Origin of the sequence: Flavobacterium sp. (assembly GCF_029242675.1) — a bacterium.
GTDB lineage: Bacteria > Bacteroidota > Bacteroidia > Flavobacteriales > Flavobacteriaceae > Flavobacterium.
Genome location: NZ_JAQWTM010000236.1, coordinates 1 through 19,316 on the forward strand (window position 1 = coordinate 1; position 19,316 = coordinate 19,316).

Below are 19,316 nucleotides of genomic sequence, written 5' to 3' on the forward strand. Positions count from 1 at the left end.
ATGTTTGAGAAACGAGCGACTACTTTATCACTGTATTCAAAATTCAAAGCTCCAATAGTGATCATGTTATCGGCAAATTCGGTTTTCTTGTCTTCTGAATCATTAGGGAAATTGTCAGCATAATCGATATCTTTTGCATCATTACCTGCTGCATGAACAATCAAAACGTCTTTTTTCTCAGCATATTTGATTGCATCGTAAACCCATTGTCTGTGTGGAGAAAAACTTTTTCCAAAACTTCCGTTGATTACTTTAGCACCATTATCTACTGCGTAACGAATCCCAAGAGCAATATCTTTATCGTACTCATCACCATCTGGTACGGCACGAACCGTTAGAATTTGTACATTATTAGCGACACCATCGCCACCTAAATTGTTTCCTCTTACCTGAGCCACGATTCCTGCAACGTGCGTACCATGAAGGATTTCCTCCTTGTCTGGACCCATTACGTTTGCATTCCCGTATTTAGTATCGGTAATATCATTTGGGTTATCACCTACAACTTTTCTGTAGTCTGTTTTTAGATTGTCTCCATTTACTAGAGCAATTTGACCGTCTAATTGTTTTTGAACTGCCTCTTTTAAATCTGCTACTGGCAAACCATAAGAAAGCATTTGTTGCATTACTTTTTTACTTTCCTTGATCGTTTCATCTTCTGAAGTAATCGCATTTACATCAGCAACTGTATAAACTGGCTTTCCTAAAAACTTCACCAAAGTGGCGTCATTTTCTGTTAAGGAAGCAATCATGTTTTCTGAACGTGTTTTAATCGAAACTGCATCAGCAACTTTTTTATCATTTAATGCTTTTGCTGCCTGATATGTAGCTTCGTCTACAAGATTTTTATCTTTAATAATTCTTTCGTATTCTAAATTTTCTTTAGTGATATCACCAAGAAAGTTCCAACCATGAATATCATCAACGTATCCGTTTTTGTCATCATCAATTCCGTTTCCAGGAATTTCCTTTGTATTAGTCCAAAGCACCGATTTTAGATCTTCATGCTCAATATCTACGCCTGAATCAACGATTCCTACAATTACAGGAACGCCTTTTTTATCTTTCAACAATTCAGCGTAGGCTTTGTCAACACTCATTCCTGGGATGGTATCATTTACGATATCTAAATGACTCCAACGTTTTAATTCAATTTCTTTTAGTGGGCTTTTCTTTTTAACATTTAATGGTGCCGAAACAGCAGTCATAGCAGTGTAGCTCGCCACTTGTTTTTGTGTTCCGCAACCTGCTAAAACGACAAGTGCAATAGCCGAAAGGCAAATAGGCTTAATGGTATTCATTATTTATGGTATTAATAAGATTTAAAATATTGGTCTAAAATAAGTGATTTTGTTACAATCACAGCACGATTAACACTAAGTTAAGATTTGTTCGCAAGAGTAAACCTCCTTCAATCGAACACCTTTCTTAGTATGTTCTACTGTAATAATCTGGTTGTGGGCATCGTGCTCCAAAAATAAATAATGGTTATTATCTGCGGCAGCATTCAAAAATTTAATTTTTTCAGGCATGGTTAACAAAGGTCTCGTATCATAACCCATCACGTACGCCACGGGAATGTGTCCGGCTGTAGCCAATAAATCAGCGCAAAAAACAATTGTTTTGTCCTTGTATTTGATGTGCGGAATCATTTGCTTCTCCGTATGACCATCGGCAAAGAAAATCCCAAAACCTAATTCCGATTCTTCCAAGAAGTCACCATCAGGTCTTTTGATAAAATTCAACTGTCCGCTTTCCTGCATTGGCAGAATATTTTCGGATAGGAACGAGGCTTTTTCTCTTGGGTTGGGTTTTGTAGCCCATTCCCAATGATTTTCGTTACTCCAAAATTTAGCGTTTTTAAAAGCAGGTTCGTATCCCGTTTTGTCTTTATTCCATTGCACACTTCCTCCGCAATGATCAAAATGCAAATGCGTCATAAAAACATCAGTGATATCGTCACGGTGAAAACCATGCTCTGCTAAGGATTTATCCAATGAATACGATCCCCAAAGAGAATAGTATCCATAAAATTTTTCCGACTGCTTTTTTCCCATTCCAGTGTCAATTAATATTAGGCGTTTATCGTCCTCAATTAATAAACAGCGTGCAGCGATATCAATTAAATTATTGGCGTCAGCGGGATTGGTTTTATTCCAAATGGTTTTTGGCACTACGCCAAACATCGCACCACCATCAAGCTTAAAGTTTCCGGTTTCGATGGGATATAGTTTCATTTTTTTGAATTGAAAGATTAAAATTTGAGAATGAAACAAGAAACAGATTTTCTTGCCTTTTTGTTAAAAAATAATGCTCCGGCAGGCCAAAACCTTATTTTCTCAAATCGAATGCAATTTATAAAAATTGAGTTGCTTTAGATTGATTTAGATAGACTTTTTCTATTTGTACATTAGTTATAAAAATGTTATCTATTATGGAAAAAGGTTTTTATATAGTATCTTTGCAGTTAATTTAGACAAAATCAATTTAACGATGATACAAGTTTCTGATACTGCCAAAAAGAAAATTATCGACTTGATGCAAGAAGATGGTTTTGATGCTGCCACAGACTACGTACGCGTAGGTGTGAAAAGTGGCGGATGCTCTGGTTTGTCCTATGATTTAAAATTTGACAAAACCAAAGACGAAAACGATAAAATATTTATAGACAACGAGATAACTATTGCTGTAGAAAAAAAATCATTCCTTTATTTAGCTGGAACTATTTTAGAATTCTCAGGCGGAATAAACGGAAAAGGATTTGTTTTTAACAATCCAAATGCAACAAGAACATGTGGTTGTGGCGAGAGTTTCTCTCTTTAATTTTTTACACAAATAATAAAGTTTAATGTTCAAATTTTGAATCTTTAAATCTTTAAATCTTTAAATCAGAATGAGCAAATACACAGAAGACGACTTAAAAATCGAACTCGAAAACAAGGAATACGAGTACGGATTTTACACCGAATTAGAATCGGACACTTTTCCTATTGGATTAAATGAAGACATTGTTCGCGCTATTTCATTACGAAAAGAGGAGCCAAAATGGATGACCGATTGGCGTATTGAAGCTTTTCGTGCGTGGCAAGAAATGACAGAGCCTGAATGGGCAAATGTGCATTATGCCAAACCTGATTTTCAAGCTATTTCTTATTACTCAGCTCCAAAAGCAGTTGACCCAAACAAGACACTAGACGATGTAGATCCTGAACTTTTAGAGATGTACAAAAAGTTAGGTATCTCAGTAGATGAGCAAAAAATGATGAATAATGTTGCTATGGATATCGTTGTTGACTCGGTTTCAGTAGCGACTACTTTTAAGAAAACATTAGGCGAAAAAGGAATCATTTTTATGAGTATTTCGGAGGCCATCAAAGAGCATCCTGAATTAGTTCGTAAATATCTAGGAACAGTTGTACCTCAAAAAGACAACTTTTATGCTGCATTAAATTCGGCTGTCTTCTCTGATGGATCTTTTTGTTATATACCAAAAGGAGTACGTTGCCCAATGGAACTTTCGACTTACTTTAGGATAAATCAAGCAGGAACGGGTCAGTTTGAAAGAACTTTACTTGTTGCTGATGCAGGAAGTTATGTAAGTTACCTTGAAGGCTGTACGGCTCCAAGCCGTGACGAAAACCAATTGCACGCTGCAGTTGTGGAATTAATCGCGCTAGAAGATGCTGAAATTAAATACTCTACAGTTCAAAACTGGTATCCTGGAAATAAAGAAGGAAAAGGTGGGGTTTATAATTTTGTTACCAAACGAGGAATTTGCGAGAACAACGCAAAAATCTCTTGGACACAAGTAGAAACCGGTTCAGCAGTAACATGGAAATACCCGTCGGTTATCCTAAAAGGAGACAACTCGGTTGGGGAATTTTACTCGATTGCAGTAACCAATAATTTCCAACAAGCAGATACCGGGACTAAAATGATCCATTTAGGTAAAAACACTAAATCGACTATTATTTCTAAAGGAATCTCAGCAGGTAAATCACAAAATAGCTATAGAGGTTTAGTCCAAATAAGTCCGCGTGCTGAAAACGCACGTAACTTTTCACAGTGTGATTCGTTGTTAATGGGTAACAATTGTGGTGCACATACATTCCCTTATATCGAAAGCAAAAACCCTTCGGCAAAAATTGAACACGAGGCAACAACTAGTAAAATTGGTGAAGACCAAGTTTTCTATTGCAACCAACGTGGAATCCCTACCGAAAAAGCAATTGCGCTTATCGTAAATGGTTTCAGTAAAGAGGTTTTAAATAAATTACCAATGGAGTTTGCTGTTGAAGCACAAAAACTATTAGAAATATCTCTTGAAGGAAGTGTAGGGTAATAAAATAGTTTAAAGTTTAGTACTATGGATATTATTTTAAAAAACGTAAAGAAAAAAGATTTTCCAGTATTGAAATCATTGGCGAAATCCCTTGGCTTTGAAATTATTGAGAAAAAAGTAAAACCTTATGACCCAGACTTTGTACAAGAGATTTTGGAAGCAGAACAAAGTATCAAGGACGGAAAAGGGATTGCCATTAGAACGGAAGATTTATGGAAGTAATTTATTCTCATAAAGCTCAAAAAGATAGAGAATTTTGGAAAAAGTCAGGTAATAAGGCAATAATGAATAAGATTACTGCACTAATTAAAGACATTCAACTTCATCCTTTTGAAGGAATCGGAAAACCAGAACAGTTGAAACATCAACTTATTGGCAAATGGTCCAGAAGAATAAATAAAGAACATCGCATTTTATATCAAGTTACCGAAGAAAATACAATTGAAATTTTAGACATTTTATCATTAAAAGGTCATTACGAATAAACAAAAACTAACAGATGTTAAGTATAAAAAATTTACACGCCTCAATTGGGGACAAAGAAATTCTAAAAGGAATCAACCTTGAAGTAAATGCAGGAGAAGTTCATGCTATAATGGGACCTAACGGTGCCGGGAAAAGTACTTTAGCTTCAATCGTAGCAGGAAACGAAAACTACGAAGTAACAAGTGGTGAGATTATTTTGGATGGTGAAGACCTTTCAGAATTAGCTCCTGAAGAAAGAGCGCACCAAGGTGTTTTCCTATCTTTTCAGTACCCTGTTGAAATCCCGGGAGTATCGGTGACGAACTTCATTAGAACAGCGATCAACGAAACTCGTAAAGCAAAAGGGCAAGACGAAATGCCAGCTAACGAAATGTTGAAATTAATTCGTGAAAAATCAGAATTACTAGAGATCGACCGTAAATTTTTATCACGTTCTTTAAACGAAGGGTTTTCTGGTGGAGAGAAAAAACGTAATGAGATTTTTCAAATGGCAATGCTAGAACCTAAAATCGCTATTCTTGATGAAACCGATTCTGGACTAGATATCGATGCACTTCGTATCGTAGCCAATGGAGTTAACAAACTAAAAAGCAATAAAAATGCGGTAGTCGTAATCACGCACTACCAACGTTTATTAGACTATATCGTTCCTGACTTTGTACACGTTTTACTGAATGGTAAAATTGTAAAATCTGGTGATGCCTCTCTAGCTTTAGAGCTTGAAGAAAAAGGATACGACTGGATCAAACAGGAACAAGAAGCATAAAAAAATAGTCAAAAGTCGAAAGTTAAATATCTGAAAGCTTCAATGCATTCGACTTTACGACTTTCAACTTTACGACTTTAAGACTTACACAAAAATGGAATTGAAAGAAAAATTAATATCGTCTTTTATGGCATTCGAAGAGCGCATCGATGTTCACGCTGAACTTCATGATGTACGTACCGCTGCCCTAAAAAACTTTGAAAATAAAGGTTTCCCAACCAAAAAAGAGGAAGCATGGAAATATACTTCGTTAAACAGCATCCTAAAAAATGACTTTACCGTTTTTCCAAAAACCGAAAATAACATCCAATATTCCGATGTAAAAAAATATTTTTTACATGAAATAGATACCTATAAAGTCGTTTTTATCGATGGCGTTTTTAGTTCCCATTTGTCGGCAACAACCCACGAAGGAATTGACGTATGTTTAATGGCATCGGTTTTAAACAAACCAAAATATAAAGAAGTAATTGATACCTATTTCAACCAAATTGCGAATAAAGAGGAAAGTTTGACTTCTCTTAATACCGCTTTTGCCAATGAAGGAGCGTACATAAATATTCCAAAAAGCAAAGTAGCTGACAAACCTATCGAAATCATGTATTTCTCAACAGGTAGCGAAGCCGCTTTAATGACACAACCACGTAATTTAGTAATTGTTGGCGAAAATGCACAAGTACAAATTATTGAGCGTCACCAAAGTTTGAACGAAAACCCGGTACTAACCAATTCAGTGACCGAGATTTTTGCTGAAAAACATGCCATAGTCGATTTTTACAAAATCCAAAATGACAACCTTACCGCTAACTTAATCGATAACACCTACGTTTCTCAGCAGCAAGAAAGCAGCGTTGCCGTCAACACTTTTAGTTTTGGTGGAAACCTAACGAGAAACAATTTGAATTTTTACCATTTTGGTGAGCACATCGTAAGTTACTTAAACGGAATCACAATTATTGGCGAAAAGCAACACGTAGACCACTACACACTTGTGCAACACGCTACGCCTAACTGCGAAAGTCATCAAGATTACAAAGGAATTTTCTCAGATCGCTCCAATGGAGTTTTCAACGGCAAAATATTTGTTGAGCGCGAAGCACAAAAAACAAATGCATTCCAAAAAAGCAATAACATCCTTTTAAGCGACAAAGCAACCATCAACGCTAAACCACAGTTGGAGATTTTTGCTGATGACGTAAAATGTTCACATGGTTGTACGATTGGTCAACTCGATGAAACTGCTATGTTTTATATGCAACAACGCGGTATTCCGCAAAAAGAAGCCAAAGCATTATTAATGTACGCCTTCTCGAATGCCGTAATCGAAAGCATCAAAATACCAGAATTAAAACAACGAATCACTAAGATCATCGCCAACAAATTAGGCGTGAAAATAGGATTCGATTTGTAATAATCACGTTTATAAAATACCTAACCCTTTCCGAGTTTTAACTTAGAAAGGGTTGTTTTTTTGGAGCTAATCCAGCTATTCGTTATAATCTTTTATTGTTTAAAAAAAACAATAAAAGGATTTCCACTGCTATCGGGGCTAGAAAACATTATTCATCTGAGTCAAAATAAGCAAAAGATTGAGGCGGAGCCAAATTATAATCCTCCTTAAGGCTTTTGGGTATTTTAAATTTTTTCTTATTTTTTATTTGAATTGCAAATCCGTTTTTACGATCAGCAAAATATTCATAGAAATAATCCTCCGTTATTCCTGAATGTTCTTTGGTTCTATCCCACAGAGTTTTAAGGTCAAAATTGAATATTTCTCCAATTTCAAATTCACCAATTACTTTCTGCACTGGTGATGACGCATAAACCAACACAGAAGTAACATTTTGGTTTTTGAAAATAGCTTTCCTAAATTCAAATCTTTTAGTTCCGTCAAATATTTTATTTGCAAACTTTGGCTTAATTGACATTACTACTTTCATTCTTTACCTAGATTTAAACTTTTATAAGCCTTTTATAACTTCATATAGCCAGTTACTAAACAAATTCACAACTACAGCAAATATGATTGCAAATATCGTATATTTGGCTATCGTTTTCCAATTATTTTTCTCATATTTTGTTTTTATAAGTGTACTAACGCTTTCGACTTCTTTTTCATTCCAATGATAAGCTAAATATGTTTGATTATCTATTTTTTTGTTTCCTACATAATCATCCCACTTATAATTTTCTAAATTTCTACAACTTAAAAAAGGTTGGTGATTACCAATTAATTCTTCATCTTTTGAACAAATAAAGAAAAAATGTTGTTTTTGAATTTTTAATAATCTTTCTACATTAATTTGTTCAAGCAAATCGTGGTTTAAATCTCGTATTTCATTGACTCTAAAGTCTATCATTTCAATTTCAGAAAAAGCACTTTGGAAAATTGAGTTTGTAGGCCTACTTATTGTAGTTAATGAATTTATAAAATCTCCTTTAATTCTGAACCTAAAATAATTTGTCTTTTCTTCTTTAGGAATACAAATGCTAACGACAGTTCCTTCATACTTATCTTCAAAAATTAGGTCGGAAATAGATGTTTTATATATATTAAATACAAATTCGTTGTTTGTATCTTTTATTTCAAAAGATTTGCTTGTTGCTGTCGAAATAACTTTATAATTTTCATTAAAAATAGCACTTACTAAATCTACTTTATGAATAAATTTTTCAACAATGTCTTCAAAATCTGCGTCTTTGATTCTTACTGGAAAATAGATTTTTAAGGATTCAATATTTTTAGTGTTAGATATTTTAATTCCAATGTCTAAGAACCTATGAGATTTACTTGCTCCATTAGGAATTTTCCAAAAATTGAAATGCAAATCTAACTTTTCAATAGTTTCTAGATTGTAATTTACGGGTTTATACCAAATTGCTATACTTTTCATGTTAATAAGCGTATTTCAGAAGCTTGTCAAATTGCTCGATACTAATTTTTGTAAAACCTCTTGGGACATTTCCATAATTTAAAATAATTCCATTATCAACTAGCCATTCAAGGTTAGGTCTTTTTCTAAATGAATATGTATAAAGAAAATTAACGATAAAAGGCCTATTAGCAGGATTGTGATTCCAATGCTTAGACAATTCTTCGTTTGTAAAGACACTCCTTTTTCTACATAATGAAAGAAATTCTTCTTCAGTATTGATGTTTAGTACGCATGATTCAACAATTCCTAAAGTGGTAGCAACTCCTTTATATTTTCCACCCGTCATATAAAAAACTAATACATCACCAGATTGCATTTTCTTTTCATAAGAACGTGATATATATACTTTACTTAAAGCGTTTCTATGAGGAAAACTTTCAATATAATCTTTTGGTGACTGGTTGTTTAGAATTGAATCAGGAAATAACTCTATATGATAATCCGGATATATTGGAACAATAAAAATGTTTTGTTGTCGAGAAAAAAATGGAAATGTTAGTTTAGGATTTCCAACGTTAATTATCTCTTTATTAAAGGTTCTAACATAAACCTGTTCATCTCCATTATTAGTTGTTTTTGTTCCGTAATGACTAAAACCCCAGTTTTTAAGAAGTTCTATTAACCTCTCTTGTTCATCTCTTTGGTCAAAAATAGTTACATAAATTTCATCAACTCTAAATTGTAAAGCATTATCAAAAATTATTTTTAAAAACCGTTCTCCTATTTTATAACCATTTGCAGTTACTTTAAATGTACCAATTTTCAATCTTTTTTTCTTTGCAAAAACAGGATTGATTTCATAATAATTCTCATTTTCATCTTCTCTCTTTATAAACAAAAAAGCGGTTAATCTACCCTCACTATAACAGACATAACAGATATCATCAGACTTTTTATTAAACCACTTATCAAATTCTGCATAATCTTCTCTAAAGCTATCAAAAAAAACGTCTCTTATATTAACTTCAGCAAAATCAACTTTCTTAACAGATAAAACCTTATAATCAACTAATTCAGGGTTTTCAGCAGTTACTTTTTCTAAAAAATCTTCAATTTTAAAAATTTTATCTTCCATCCCTAAAAGCTTTGCTTTAGTATGGATTTTTTTGTCTTCTGAAATTAAAATATCAACCCTCCCTTCATAAACTTCATTCAATATTTGAGTGTCATTTATATCGTTGTCTTGATTATCTACTTTTTTACTTACTTTTAATATTTCTTCCCCTAATGGAGCTTGATGTTTTAGTAAATTGTAGCTCTGAATCTTAATACTCATCGTATCGAGAGCATTCGGATCTTTATATCTTTCTAATTCTTCAACTGTTAAAGGATGAATGTATTTTGAGTACTTAAGATTGTCAATCCATTTGAAAAGTTGGCCAATTTCTGGCTTGTATATTTTACTCGCTTCTCTATGAATAATGATATTGGTATCTAGTAAAATTTTCATTATTAAATAATTTCGATTAGTTTAGTATAGTTTCCGTCTTGTATCTCGATATAAGGAACCGAATATTTTTTAGAAAGATACTTGGCATATTCTATTTCCATTTGTTGTAACTCACTCAAAATTTTAATATCATAAATTTTATCATCTCTTGTTTCTAACCTCTTTGATATTTTTTCAATATCATCAATTACAATTGCAATGGCTTTCGGATTAATTTTGTCAAAAGTACCTTCATCAATTCTCACTGGAAAACCTTCTGAATTTAATAAGCAGAAATGGCCATCTAGAAGATACTGTTTGTCTTTTTTGATTAAATTATTAAGTCCATTAATTAATCGTTCTTGTGTAGTATAAATATTTGCTACTAGCTTATTTTCACTATCACTTATTTCATTCCATTTCAACATTTCACTTGCAGTGACATGACTTAAAGTGGTATTAGAAGTTATTTTTTTGCAAATAGTCCCTTTACCAACACCGTGAATTCCACCAATAAAAATTATATTTTTCATAAATTGCAATAGCTTATATTTAATTCTTGTCTAATATATTAAATACAGATGAAAAAGACTACTTTTTATTCTTAAAACTTCCCAAAATACCTTTCAATACCTCGTTTATATCAAATTCACTTTCATCAGTCAATCCAAGCCTTACGATCACTAAATCTTTAGACGGAATTATAAAAACTTTCTGCCCCTGAAACCCATTAGCTGAGTACATGTCTTTAGGTGCATTCGGATAACGACCACCTGCGTTCAGCCAAAAGTGAGCACCATAGCCACCATTGGAATCATTCGTAGGTGTCGCAACATATTTCGCCCAACTCTCATTAAATAACTGTTCTCCATTCCAATTCCCTTTGTGTAAATAGAGTAAACCAAATTTTCCCCAATCACGAGTCGTGGCCCATCCGTAGGACGAACCCACAAAATTACCCGCCATATCCGTTTCTACAAGCATGGACTTCATCCCTATTTTATCAATCAATTTCGCATACCAAAAATCGAAATATTCTTGATGCGTCTTAAACTGATTACGTAAAATGTACGATAATAAATTAGTAGTACCGGAGGAGTAATTCCAATGCGTATTCGGATCATAAGCCACGTCCTTTTCCAATTGAACCCGACCCATATTAGCAGATTGAAACAGCATTTGCGTAGCATCACATATTTTATCATAACTCTCCTCCCAGGCTAAGCCCGAGTTCATGTGTAATAAATCATTTGTAGTAATCTTTTTGCGAGCATCATTTTTCCACTCTGGAATTGAAGCTGGTTTATTAACATCAAACTTCCCTTGTTTCTCTAGGATGCCAAAAATAGTTGCCGTAATACTTTTGGTCATCGACCAACCAAGTAGCTTACTGTCTTTGTTAAAACCGGTATCGTATTTTTCAGCAATGATTTTATCCTTGTAAATTACTAGTAAGGAACGAGTTCTTTTTTTGATTACACCTTTTCCATCAAAAGCGCTGGCTACTGCTGTATTTAATTTAGTATAATCAACATTGGTGAAAACCGTATCTTTTGGCTCGACATCGCCATACGGATAGGTTAAATTGTTGGCGATTTTAATTCGTTTAGGCATATTGTACGGCTTGCTAGTGTCAAAACTGTCATCAATCAAAGTTGTTCCTAAACCTTCACGATAAATTGCTTTGCGCTCCTTCAATCCATAAACAGATGCGGTTGCAAATTTTCCCGCTTCATCAATTGTGTTGGCAGCTAAGTCCAGTAAATCAATATCATTGTCGCCCTTTTCAATCATTTCTACCGAGCGATTATCAATAAAATGACCCGATGCTACACTTTTGGCTGAAAAGCCCGAGATTAAATCTAATTTTGGATAGGTCGTAAAACCTAGATAGAAAAGGGCAATAAGTAGAACCACACCAATAATCTTCACACTTTTTTTCATCTCACTAATTTTTAAGCAATTTATTAAAAACTTCTCAGCTGTAAGCATTCTATTGCTAGAAGTTGTATCTAAATTTAGCTATTGCTATATCATAAGAATCTATTAAAAACTTGGCTTTCGTAATTTCAAAATGGTATATATTCCGTACTTTTGTGATCAGAATTTATTCTAAATAATTATGCTAGATATCCAAAAAATAAGAGCCGATTTCCCAATCCTTTCTCAAAAAGTAAACGGAAAACCATTAGTGTATTTTGACAACGGAGCTACTTCTCAAAAGCCACAAGTAGTCATTGATGCCATCTCTAAATATTACCAAGAAATCAATGCCAACATCCATCGTGGCGTTCATACGCTGAGCCAACTCGCTACGGATGCTTACGAAATTTCTCGTGGTAAAATTAAAAATCATCTTAATGCTAAGCATTTACACGAAGTGCTTTTTACATCGGGAACTACCTTTGGAATAAACCTAGTAGCTAACGGATTTACGGCTATTTTAAAACCAGGAGATGAAATTTTAGTTTCGGCTTTAGAACACCATAGCAATATTGTGCCATGGCAAATGCTTTGCGAACGAACAGGAGCAATATTAAAAGTAATCCCTATGAACGATGAGGGAGAACTAATCATGTCAGAATATGACAAATTACTGTCAGACAAAACTAAACTAGTTACCGTAAACCATATTTCGAATGCATTAGGAACGGTGAACCCAATAAAACACATCATTGATAAAGCACACGAAGTAGGTGCTGCCGTTTTAATTGATGGTGCGCAAGCAGTTCCGCATTTAAGACCAAACGTACAAGAATTGGATTGCGATTTTTACGTTTTTTCTGGACATAAAATATGTGGACCAACAGGAATCGGAATTCTGTATGGAAAAGAAGAATGGCTTAACAAGCTACCTCCTTACCAAGGTGGTGGTGAAATGATTAAAGAAGTCTCTTTCGAAAAAACAACTTATGCTGAACTGCCTCATAAATTTGAAGCAGGAACACCCAATATTGCAGGAGGAATTGTTTTAGGAACCGCAATTGATTACATGAACGAAGTTGGTTTTGACAACATACAACAACAAGAACTGGAGTTGCTAGAATATGGAACCAAACGCTTGCTAGAAATCGAAGGCCTAAAAATCTTTGGTACTGCCAAAGAAAAAACGTCGGTGATCTCTTTTAACATCGAAGGAATTCACCCGTATGACATTGGTACGATAATTGACAAATTAGGAATAGCTGTTCGTACAGGACACCACTGTGCGCAACCAATTATGACTTATTTTAACATTCCAGGAACAATTCGTGCTTCCTTTTCTTTTTATAATACCAAAGAAGAAATTGACGCATTAGTTGAAGCCTTGAAAAAAGCACAAATGATGCTATCCTAAAACTAAAATTATGAAACTACTTTCTTTATTATTTCTAACGCTTTTCCTTGGTAAAGGTTGCGATAGCGCTGACAAACAAGATATCAATACCGCAGTGATTGAATACACTGCTAATACAAGAGGTTTTTACCAGAAAATAACCATTGAAAAACAAATGGTCACTGTATCAAAAGATAGAAGTGGAAAAGAGAAAGTGGCTCCCGCAAAAATCTCAAATGCCGATTGGAAAACTTTGATTAAGCTATTTGATGACATCAATTTAGAGGAAATTAAAGATCTAAAATCTCCTACTGAAAAACGATTTTATGACGGCGCTGCTATTGCCAATTTAAAAATAACATATAAGGATGTTGTTTATGAGACTAAAGGTTTTGATCATGGATTTCCACCAGTAGAAATAAAAAAATTAGTAACAAAGATTAACACATTTGTAAAGCAAGACGATGAAGATTAAAGATATACAAGACGAAATAGTTGAAGAGTTTTCCATGTTTGACGACTGGATGCAACGCTATGAATACATTATAGACCTAGGTAAAAATTTACCTTTGATCAAAGAAGAATTCAAAACAGATAACAATTTAATCAAAGGGTGCCAGTCGAAAGTGTGGCTACAAGGAGAGCAAAATAGCGATACTGTAGTTTTTACTGCCGATAGTGATGCCATTTTGACCAAAGGAATAATTGCAATATTGATCCGCGTTTTTTCAAACCAAAATCCTAAAGACATCATTGCAGCCGACATGGATTTTATTGATCAAATAGGCCTTAAAGAACATTTATCTCCTACTCGCGCTAACGGATTGGTATCAATGATTAAGAATATAAAAATGTATGCTTTGGCATTTGATGCTAAAAACTAATTTTTGGTTTAAACATATAAGTCATATAAGTTTTTAATCAAATTATACTAACTTTATAAGAATAAATAAATCTTACTAAAGTGCATATAACCAGAAGTTATCTAACAGACTTAGTTTACCAAGTTAACGGTGCTGCTATCGAAGTTCATAAAAATATTGGCCCAGGTCTTTTGGAAAGTATTTACCATCAATGCCTCAGGAAGGAATTAGAACTGCGGAACATAAGTTTTGTTTCTGAATTACAGGTTCCTATAAACTACAAAGGTCATGAATTAGATTCTAAACTAAGATGTGATTTATTTGTAGAAAATATTTTAGTTGTTGAATTGAAAGCGGTAGCTGAAATACATCCCATATTTGATGCTCAACTACTGACCTATATGAATTTACTAAAGGCACCAATCGGATTGATGATCAATTTTAATGTAAAAAACATATTTTATGAAGGTCAAAAAACTCTGGTGAATGCATTATACAATAAACTAGAAGAATAAACATCAGCAGAACAATATAAAAATATTTGCCATGACATTTACCTTAAAACAGTAACTTAAATGACTTATACAGCTCAAAAAACAATACAAAGCATAACTCATATTCAATTATATTTTCCTTAAAAAGAAACTTATATGACTTATATGGTTCAAAAAAATAATACAAAGCATAACTCCTATTAACTTATATTTTTCCTAAAAAGAAACTTATATGACTTATATGGTTTAAAAAAATAATACAAAGCAGAACTTACATTCATATATTTTTCCAAAAAAGAAACTTATATGACCTAAATGGTTCAAAAAAACATAACAAAATAAACTTATATGCTCTAATATTTTCCTCAAAAAGGAGCTTATATGACTTATATGTTTTAAAAAAAATAACACAAAGCAGAACTCTTGTAAACTTATATTTTCCCTTAAAAGAAACTTATATGTTTTAAAAATAAAAAATAAAAAATAAAATGGAACAAGAAATAGACACTAACGCATTAGGCGAAGCAATTGTAAAAACATTAAAAACGATATACGATCCAGAGATTCCAGTAGACATCTACGAATTAGGATTGATTTACGATGTGATGGTAAATACGGATTATGAAGTTAAAATTTTAATGACATTGACTTCTCCTAACTGCCCAGTAGCCGAAAGTTTACCGCGTGAAGTGGAAGACAAAGTGAAATCAATCAAAAACGTGAAAGACGCGGAAGTAGAAATTACATTTGACCCACCATGGAGTAAAGACCTAATGAGTGAAGAAGCAAAACTAGAATTAGGAATGCTATAAACTAGTCATAAAGCCAAAGGTCATAAAGTCGCAATCCAGTTACTTTATGACTTTCGTCTTTCAGACTTTCAGACGTAAAAAAATGGAAGAAATTATAAATAAAGTGGCGGCAAGTGCTTTGGAGGTATTTGATCTTGAAGATTATTATCCTGCAGGCGTTCGAACACAAATTGACATTGCGCAATGGCTGGTTGAAGGATTTCTTTTAAGAGAAAAAGACTTCAGAGAGCACCTTAAAAACCATGATTGGACGCAATACCAAGATCATTATGTAGCTATTAATTGCAGTACCGATGCTATTGTTCCTGCTTGGGCATCCATACTAGTTGCTGTGCAATTGGCGCCATATGCAAAAAAAATAGTGAATGGCACCATCGAAGATTTAAACGCTTCGTTATACGAGGCTTTACTTCCCACCATCGATTACACTCAGTATCAAAACAAAGCTACCATTATTAAAGGTTGCTCTAAAAAACCAGTACCTACACGGGCGTACATCTTAGCAGCACATCACCTACAACCGTACGCTAGAAGTATTATGTATGGTGAAGCTTGTTCAGCAGTGCCTTTGTATAAAGCAAAAAAATAGCTTAATTAAAAACAGAACTATGAAAAAAACACTTTGTACATTACTATTTCTCGCAACTCTTACCGCTGTCAGCGCACAAGAAGTTGCCAATGATAGCATAAAAAATTGGACAGCCAAAGGAACTATTTCATTGCTTTTTAACCAATCTAGCTACAACAAACAATGGCTTGGTGGTGGAACTTCAAATATTGCAGGGAATTTTGGTTTGAATTATGATTTGAATTATAAGAAAGACGATGTGGTTTGGGACAACAAATTTATCTTGGCCTACGGTTTAAGTAAGATCAAAGGAGATGAAAAAACAGCTAAGACGGATGACCGTTTGGAACTAAATTCTATTTGGGGAAAAAAATCCAAGGCACCTAATTGGTATTATTCAGCTTACTTTAATTTTAAAAGCCAAATGGATACTGGATTAGATAAAAATGATATGCGTATCTCGCATTTTTTCTCACCCGCCTATTTTCAAATGGGACCCGGTATGTTATGGAAAAAAAGTGACAATTTGAGCGTTAACTTTGCTCCAGCTGCAGCCAAATTGATCGTAGTACACAGTCACTTTACTGAACTTGGACCCTCGTTTGGGGTTTTGCAAGGAGAAACCACTCGTTTTGAATTTGGAGCTAGTGTCACTGCCTATTACAAATTCAACTTAATGACCAATGTATCTATTGAAAATCGATTGAATATGTACTCCAACTATTTAGATAATCCGCAAAACGTTGATATTGATTATCAAATGAATGTTGCCATGAAAATCAATAAATACCTTACTGCTAATGTAGCCTTACAAGCGATTTATGATGACAACTCGGTGAAAGCAGTTCAGGTAAGACAATTATTTGGTTTGGGAGTTAACTACGGTTTCTAACGTTACAACACTAAGGATATAAAAAATCCCTTTTGAAACAATAAATTCAAAAGGGATTTTTAGTTTTTATAATTTATAGAAAAGCTTATTCCTCTTCATTGTCTTCATCGACTTCTTTCTCGACAGCATCTTTGTAATCAGGATATAAGAATTTGTTGTACGGGAAGCGTGTGATGTGGATGTGTCTTACGGCTTCGTAAACGCGTTCTCTAAACTCTTCGAAGTTCTCTTTGTTTGTAGCCGAAATAAACAGAGCATTTTCCTCGCCTACACGACTCATCCAAGTGGCTTCCCACTCTTTTAATGTGTAGTGCTTGGTAGTTTTCTCTGTCATCAAATCATCTTCATCGATGGTTAGATGTTTGTAGGCATCGATCTTGTTAAAGACCATGATAACCGGTTTGTCGTTAGCTTTAATGTCCAACAACGTTTGATTTACTGAGGCAATATGATCCTCAAAATCAGGATGCGAAATATCAACCACATGCAACAGCAAGTCGGCTTCACGAACCTCATCGAGTGTACTTTTGAAAGAATCAACTAATTGCGTAGGCAATTTGCGAATGAATCCAACGGTGTCTGAAAGTAAAAATGGTAGGTTTTTAATCACGACTTTTCGAACCGTGGTGTCTAGTGTAGCAAACAATTTATTCTCTACAAAAACATCACTTTTTCCAACGGCGTTCATCAAAGTTGATTTTCCCACATTGGTATATCCTACTAAAGCAACACGTACCATCGACCCACGGTTTCCGCGTTGGGTGCCCATTTGTTTATCGATAGCTTTGATTTTATCTTTCAATAAAGCAATACGGTCTCTTACAATACGACGGTCAGTTTCAATCTCAGTTTCTCCTGGTCCACGCATTCCAATTCCTCCTTTTTGACGCTCCAAGTGCGTCCACAATCCAGATAATCTTGGCAACATATAAATACATTGCGCAAGCTCAACTTGCGTTCTTGCGTACGAAGTTTCGGCGCGTTGTGCAAAAATATCTAGGATAAGGTGTGTTCTATCTAGAATCTTACATTCTACAATTATTTTTGAAATATTTTTTTGTTGTGAAGGCGATAGTTCGTCATCAAAAATTAAAGTAGAGATTCCGTTTTCCTTCACATAATGATGAATCTCTTCTATTTTTCCAGTTCCAACGAAGGTCTTAGGGTTTGGTCGTTCCATTTTTTGAGAAAAACGCTTTACAACTTCCCCACCAGCAGTGTACGTCAAAAACTCTAGTTCGTCAAGATACTCGTTGAGTTTCTCTTCGCTTTGATTTTGAGTTACAATACCTACAATGGCTGTTTTTTCGAAATTTATTACTTCTTTTTCTAACATAGTATTGAATAAGCTACAAATTTAATGATTTGTAGGCGACTTAAATAATTTATGCGTTTTTATTAACAAATAGCATACCATAAGCATCACTCATAACTTAGTCCTGATTCCTGTCAAGACAATTTAAATCCTGCTCGCAATTCCCTAATCGCTAGTATATCTTTACCGGTTAGACACCAAAGATCACAACCAAAACTAACCATTAGGATAATTTGTATATTTTTACGGGAATAAAAGTCTGCTGAAATGCTTCGCATCCTATTGTTGTTGGTTCTACTTATTTTACCAAAAATTGTTTTCTCTCAAGAAAGCACAGCTCGCTTATTGAAACAACTGGATCAAGTACTTGACCAACAAGAAATTTATTCAAATCAAAAAGAATCTAGAATACATTCTCTAAGAAACCAAATTACTCCTTCTTCTTCTCAACTGCAAAAAGAAGCTATTTATCATCAGTTATTTGATGAATACCGTGTTTACAAATCAGATTCGGCCTTGGTATACGCCCGAAAAAAGGTCTCCATTGCGAACAAGTTAAATAATTTGCAAAAAATACAAGAAGCCAATTTAGACCTTACCTCCATTATGGGAACTTTAGGCATGTACAAGGAAGCTATGGATGTGCTTTCAACTATTAAATTAGAAAATAAGTCTGCTTTAAAAGGAACCTACTACAACAACAACCGCAGCATTTACAGCTATATGGCAGACTACGCCAGCTCAGATTACGAAAAAAAACAGTACCTCGATTGGGTTCAAAAATACCGTGACTCCGCATTAGTGTATATCAAAAAGCCCTCTTCAGACTACACTATTAATTTAGCTGAATCCTTAATTGAGAAAAGAAAATACGAACAAGCCCTGAAGGAGTTAACGATTCCGTATAAAAATTTAAAAGCAAACGATCCCAACCGTGCGGTTTTTGCCTACATCATCTCGACAATTTATCAAAAACAAGGCAAAATCGAGGAGCAAAAAAAATGGCTTATTCTTTCTGCCATGTCTGATTTGGAACTTTATAAGAAAGAAAATATTTCTTTGCGTAATTTGGCTTTTCTACTCTATGAACAAGGCGA

At 34.1% G+C, this 19,316-nt stretch carries 22 protein-coding genes; 14 read left to right on the top strand and 8 right to left on the bottom strand.

Annotated features, from left to right (window positions below; genetic code table 11):
- The coding region (locus tag P8M54_RS08730; protein WP_300287296.1) for a S8 family serine peptidase at positions 1–1,301 on the bottom strand (1,301 nt) is incomplete at its 3' end.
- Between the two features lie 75 nt (positions 1,302–1,376).
- The gene (locus P8M54_RS08735) at positions 1,377–2,237 is read right to left on the bottom strand and encodes an MBL fold metallo-hydrolase (protein ID WP_300287298.1); all 861 of its coding nucleotides are present in this window, start codon (positions 2,235–2,237) and stop codon (positions 1,377–1,379) included.
- A 256-nt stretch (positions 2,238–2,493) separates the two neighbouring features.
- On the opposite strand from P8M54_RS08735, the gene P8M54_RS08740 reads away from it, so the two are divergent.
- The 6 genes from P8M54_RS08740 to sufD all read left to right on the top strand — a co-directional run bounded on the left by P8M54_RS08740 (position 2,494) and on the right by sufD (position 7,005).
- A complete protein-coding gene (locus P8M54_RS08740) occupies positions 2,494–2,823 on the top strand; it encodes an iron-sulfur cluster assembly accessory protein (protein WP_300287300.1) in 330 nt (109 codons plus the stop codon).
- Positions 2,824–2,893: 70 nt separating this feature from the next.
- Entirely contained in the window at positions 2,894–4,342 is a 1,449-nt protein-coding gene (gene sufB / locus P8M54_RS08745; protein ID WP_300287303.1) for a Fe-S cluster assembly protein SufB, read from the top strand.
- Positions 4,343–4,366: 24 nt separating this feature from the next.
- Complete coding sequence (locus P8M54_RS08750; RefSeq protein WP_300287305.1) at positions 4,367–4,564, top strand: DUF2683 family protein; 198 nt, start codon at positions 4,367–4,369, stop codon at positions 4,562–4,564.
- Positions 4,555–4,827, top strand: a complete 273-nt coding sequence (locus tag P8M54_RS08755; RefSeq protein ID WP_300287307.1) for a Txe/YoeB family addiction module toxin — start codon at positions 4,555–4,557, stop codon at positions 4,825–4,827. The genes P8M54_RS08750 and P8M54_RS08755 overlap by 10 nt, the downstream gene beginning before the upstream one ends.
- A gap of 14 nt (positions 4,828–4,841) precedes the next feature.
- Positions 4,842–5,594: a Fe-S cluster assembly ATPase SufC gene (gene sufC, locus P8M54_RS08760; protein ID WP_300287309.1), complete on the top strand. Its 753-nt coding sequence runs from the start codon at positions 4,842–4,844 to the stop codon at positions 5,592–5,594.
- Between the two features lie 94 nt (positions 5,595–5,688).
- Complete coding sequence (sufD, locus tag P8M54_RS08765; RefSeq protein ID WP_300287311.1) at positions 5,689–7,005, top strand: Fe-S cluster assembly protein SufD; 1,317 nt, start codon at positions 5,689–5,691, stop codon at positions 7,003–7,005.
- A gap of 148 nt (positions 7,006–7,153) precedes the next feature.
- On the opposite strand, the gene P8M54_RS08770 is transcribed toward sufD, so the two are convergent.
- From P8M54_RS08770 to P8M54_RS08790, 5 genes are read right to left on the bottom strand one after another with little or no spacing between them, the layout of a single operon-like run.
- Positions 7,154–7,534 (bottom strand): ASCH domain-containing protein, encoded by a 381-nt coding sequence (locus P8M54_RS08770; protein ID WP_300287313.1) that lies wholly within the window; start codon positions 7,532–7,534, stop codon positions 7,154–7,156.
- Positions 7,535–7,555: 21 nt separating this feature from the next.
- Positions 7,556–8,488, bottom strand: a complete 933-nt coding sequence (locus tag P8M54_RS08775) for a hypothetical protein (protein WP_300287315.1) — start codon at positions 8,486–8,488, stop codon at positions 7,556–7,558.
- Between the two features lies 1 nt (position 8,489).
- Entirely contained in the window at positions 8,490–9,980 is a 1,491-nt protein-coding gene (locus tag P8M54_RS08780) for a PIN domain-containing protein (RefSeq protein ID WP_300287318.1), read from the bottom strand.
- Positions 9,981–9,982: 2 nt separating this feature from the next.
- A complete protein-coding gene (locus tag P8M54_RS08785; RefSeq protein ID WP_300287320.1) occupies positions 9,983–10,492 on the bottom strand; it encodes an ATP-binding protein in 510 nt (169 codons plus the stop codon).
- Between the two features lie 58 nt (positions 10,493–10,550).
- The gene (locus P8M54_RS08790; RefSeq protein WP_300287322.1) at positions 10,551–11,903 is read right to left on the bottom strand and encodes a serine hydrolase; all 1,353 of its coding nucleotides are present in this window, start codon (positions 11,901–11,903) and stop codon (positions 10,551–10,553) included.
- Between the two features lie 178 nt (positions 11,904–12,081).
- On the opposite strand from P8M54_RS08790, the gene P8M54_RS08795 reads away from it, so the two are divergent.
- The 7 genes from P8M54_RS08795 (at position 12,082) to P8M54_RS08825 (ending at position 16,904) form a co-directional block, all read left to right on the top strand.
- Entirely contained in the window at positions 12,082–13,296 is a 1,215-nt protein-coding gene (locus tag P8M54_RS08795; protein ID WP_300287324.1) for a cysteine desulfurase, read from the top strand.
- Between the two features lie 10 nt (positions 13,297–13,306).
- Entirely contained in the window at positions 13,307–13,750 is a 444-nt protein-coding gene (locus tag P8M54_RS08800; RefSeq protein WP_300287326.1) for a hypothetical protein, read from the top strand.
- Positions 13,740–14,159, top strand: coding sequence for a SufE family protein (locus P8M54_RS08805; RefSeq protein ID WP_300287328.1), 420 nt, complete (start codon positions 13,740–13,742; stop codon positions 14,157–14,159). The genes P8M54_RS08800 and P8M54_RS08805 overlap by 11 nt, the downstream gene beginning before the upstream one ends.
- An 80-nt stretch (positions 14,160–14,239) precedes the next feature.
- Positions 14,240–14,653 carry a GxxExxY protein gene (locus tag P8M54_RS08810; RefSeq protein WP_300287330.1) on the top strand — a complete coding sequence of 138 codons (414 nt, stop codon included), beginning with the start codon at positions 14,240–14,242 and terminating at the stop codon, positions 14,651–14,653.
- A 467-nt stretch (positions 14,654–15,120) separates the two neighbouring features.
- Positions 15,121–15,444, top strand: a complete 324-nt coding sequence (locus tag P8M54_RS08815; protein WP_300287334.1) for an SUF system Fe-S cluster assembly protein — start codon at positions 15,121–15,123, stop codon at positions 15,442–15,444.
- Positions 15,445–15,526: 82 nt separating this feature from the next.
- The gene (locus P8M54_RS08820) at positions 15,527–16,033 is read left to right on the top strand and encodes a DUF2480 family protein (RefSeq protein ID WP_300287336.1); all 507 of its coding nucleotides are present in this window, start codon (positions 15,527–15,529) and stop codon (positions 16,031–16,033) included.
- 19 nt (positions 16,034–16,052) lie between these two features.
- Positions 16,053–16,904, top strand: coding sequence for a DUF3078 domain-containing protein (locus tag P8M54_RS08825; RefSeq protein ID WP_300287338.1), 852 nt, complete (start codon positions 16,053–16,055; stop codon positions 16,902–16,904).
- Positions 16,905–16,989: 85 nt separating this feature from the next.
- Here the strand turns inward: P8M54_RS08825 and hflX are convergent, their stop codons facing one another.
- Entirely contained in the window at positions 16,990–18,240 is a 1,251-nt protein-coding gene (gene hflX / locus P8M54_RS08830) for a GTPase HflX (protein WP_300287340.1), read from the bottom strand.
- 246 nt (positions 18,241–18,486) lie between these two features.
- Here hflX and P8M54_RS08835 point away from each other — a divergent pair.
- Positions 18,487–19,316 (top strand): hypothetical protein (locus tag P8M54_RS08835; RefSeq protein WP_300287342.1); only part of this gene is annotated, 830 nt, incomplete at its 3' end.

Coding starts and splice junctions, on each gene's coding strand:
- P8M54_RS08825 (WP_300287338.1), top strand. CDS start 16,053: ATGAAAAAAACACTTTGTACATTACTATTTCTCGCAACTCTTACCGCT.
- P8M54_RS08750 (WP_300287305.1), top strand. CDS start 4,367: ATGGATATTATTTTAAAAAACGTAAAGAAAAAAGATTTTCCAGTATTG.
- sufB (WP_300287303.1), top strand. CDS start 2,894: ATGAGCAAATACACAGAAGACGACTTAAAAATCGAACTCGAAAACAAG.
- P8M54_RS08775 (WP_300287315.1), bottom strand. CDS start 8,488: ATGAAAAGTATAGCAATTTGGTATAAACCCGTAAATTACAATCTAGAA.
- P8M54_RS08740 (WP_300287300.1), top strand. CDS start 2,494: ATGATACAAGTTTCTGATACTGCCAAAAAGAAAATTATCGACTTGATG.
- P8M54_RS08815 (WP_300287334.1), top strand. CDS start 15,121: ATGGAACAAGAAATAGACACTAACGCATTAGGCGAAGCAATTGTAAAA.
- P8M54_RS08805 (WP_300287328.1), top strand. CDS start 13,740: ATGAAGATTAAAGATATACAAGACGAAATAGTTGAAGAGTTTTCCATG.
- P8M54_RS08820 (WP_300287336.1), top strand. CDS start 15,527: ATGGAAGAAATTATAAATAAAGTGGCGGCAAGTGCTTTGGAGGTATTT.
- hflX (WP_300287340.1), bottom strand. CDS start 18,240: ATGTTAGAAAAAGAAGTAATAAATTTCGAAAAAACAGCCATTGTAGGT.
- P8M54_RS08780 (WP_300287318.1), bottom strand. CDS start 9,980: ATGAAAATTTTACTAGATACCAATATCATTATTCATAGAGAAGCGAGT.
- P8M54_RS08785 (WP_300287320.1), bottom strand. CDS start 10,492: ATGAAAAATATAATTTTTATTGGTGGAATTCACGGTGTTGGTAAAGGG.
- sufD (WP_300287311.1), top strand. CDS start 5,689: ATGGAATTGAAAGAAAAATTAATATCGTCTTTTATGGCATTCGAAGAG.
- sufC (WP_300287309.1), top strand. CDS start 4,842: ATGTTAAGTATAAAAAATTTACACGCCTCAATTGGGGACAAAGAAATT.
- P8M54_RS08790 (WP_300287322.1), bottom strand. CDS start 11,903: ATGAAAAAAAGTGTGAAGATTATTGGTGTGGTTCTACTTATTGCCCTT.
- P8M54_RS08770 (WP_300287313.1), bottom strand. CDS start 7,534: ATGAAAGTAGTAATGTCAATTAAGCCAAAGTTTGCAAATAAAATATTT.
- P8M54_RS08795 (WP_300287324.1), top strand. CDS start 12,082: ATGCTAGATATCCAAAAAATAAGAGCCGATTTCCCAATCCTTTCTCAA.
- P8M54_RS08800 (WP_300287326.1), top strand. CDS start 13,307: ATGAAACTACTTTCTTTATTATTTCTAACGCTTTTCCTTGGTAAAGGT.
- P8M54_RS08755 (WP_300287307.1), top strand. CDS start 4,555: ATGGAAGTAATTTATTCTCATAAAGCTCAAAAAGATAGAGAATTTTGG.
- P8M54_RS08735 (WP_300287298.1), bottom strand. CDS start 2,237: ATGAAACTATATCCCATCGAAACCGGAAACTTTAAGCTTGATGGTGGT.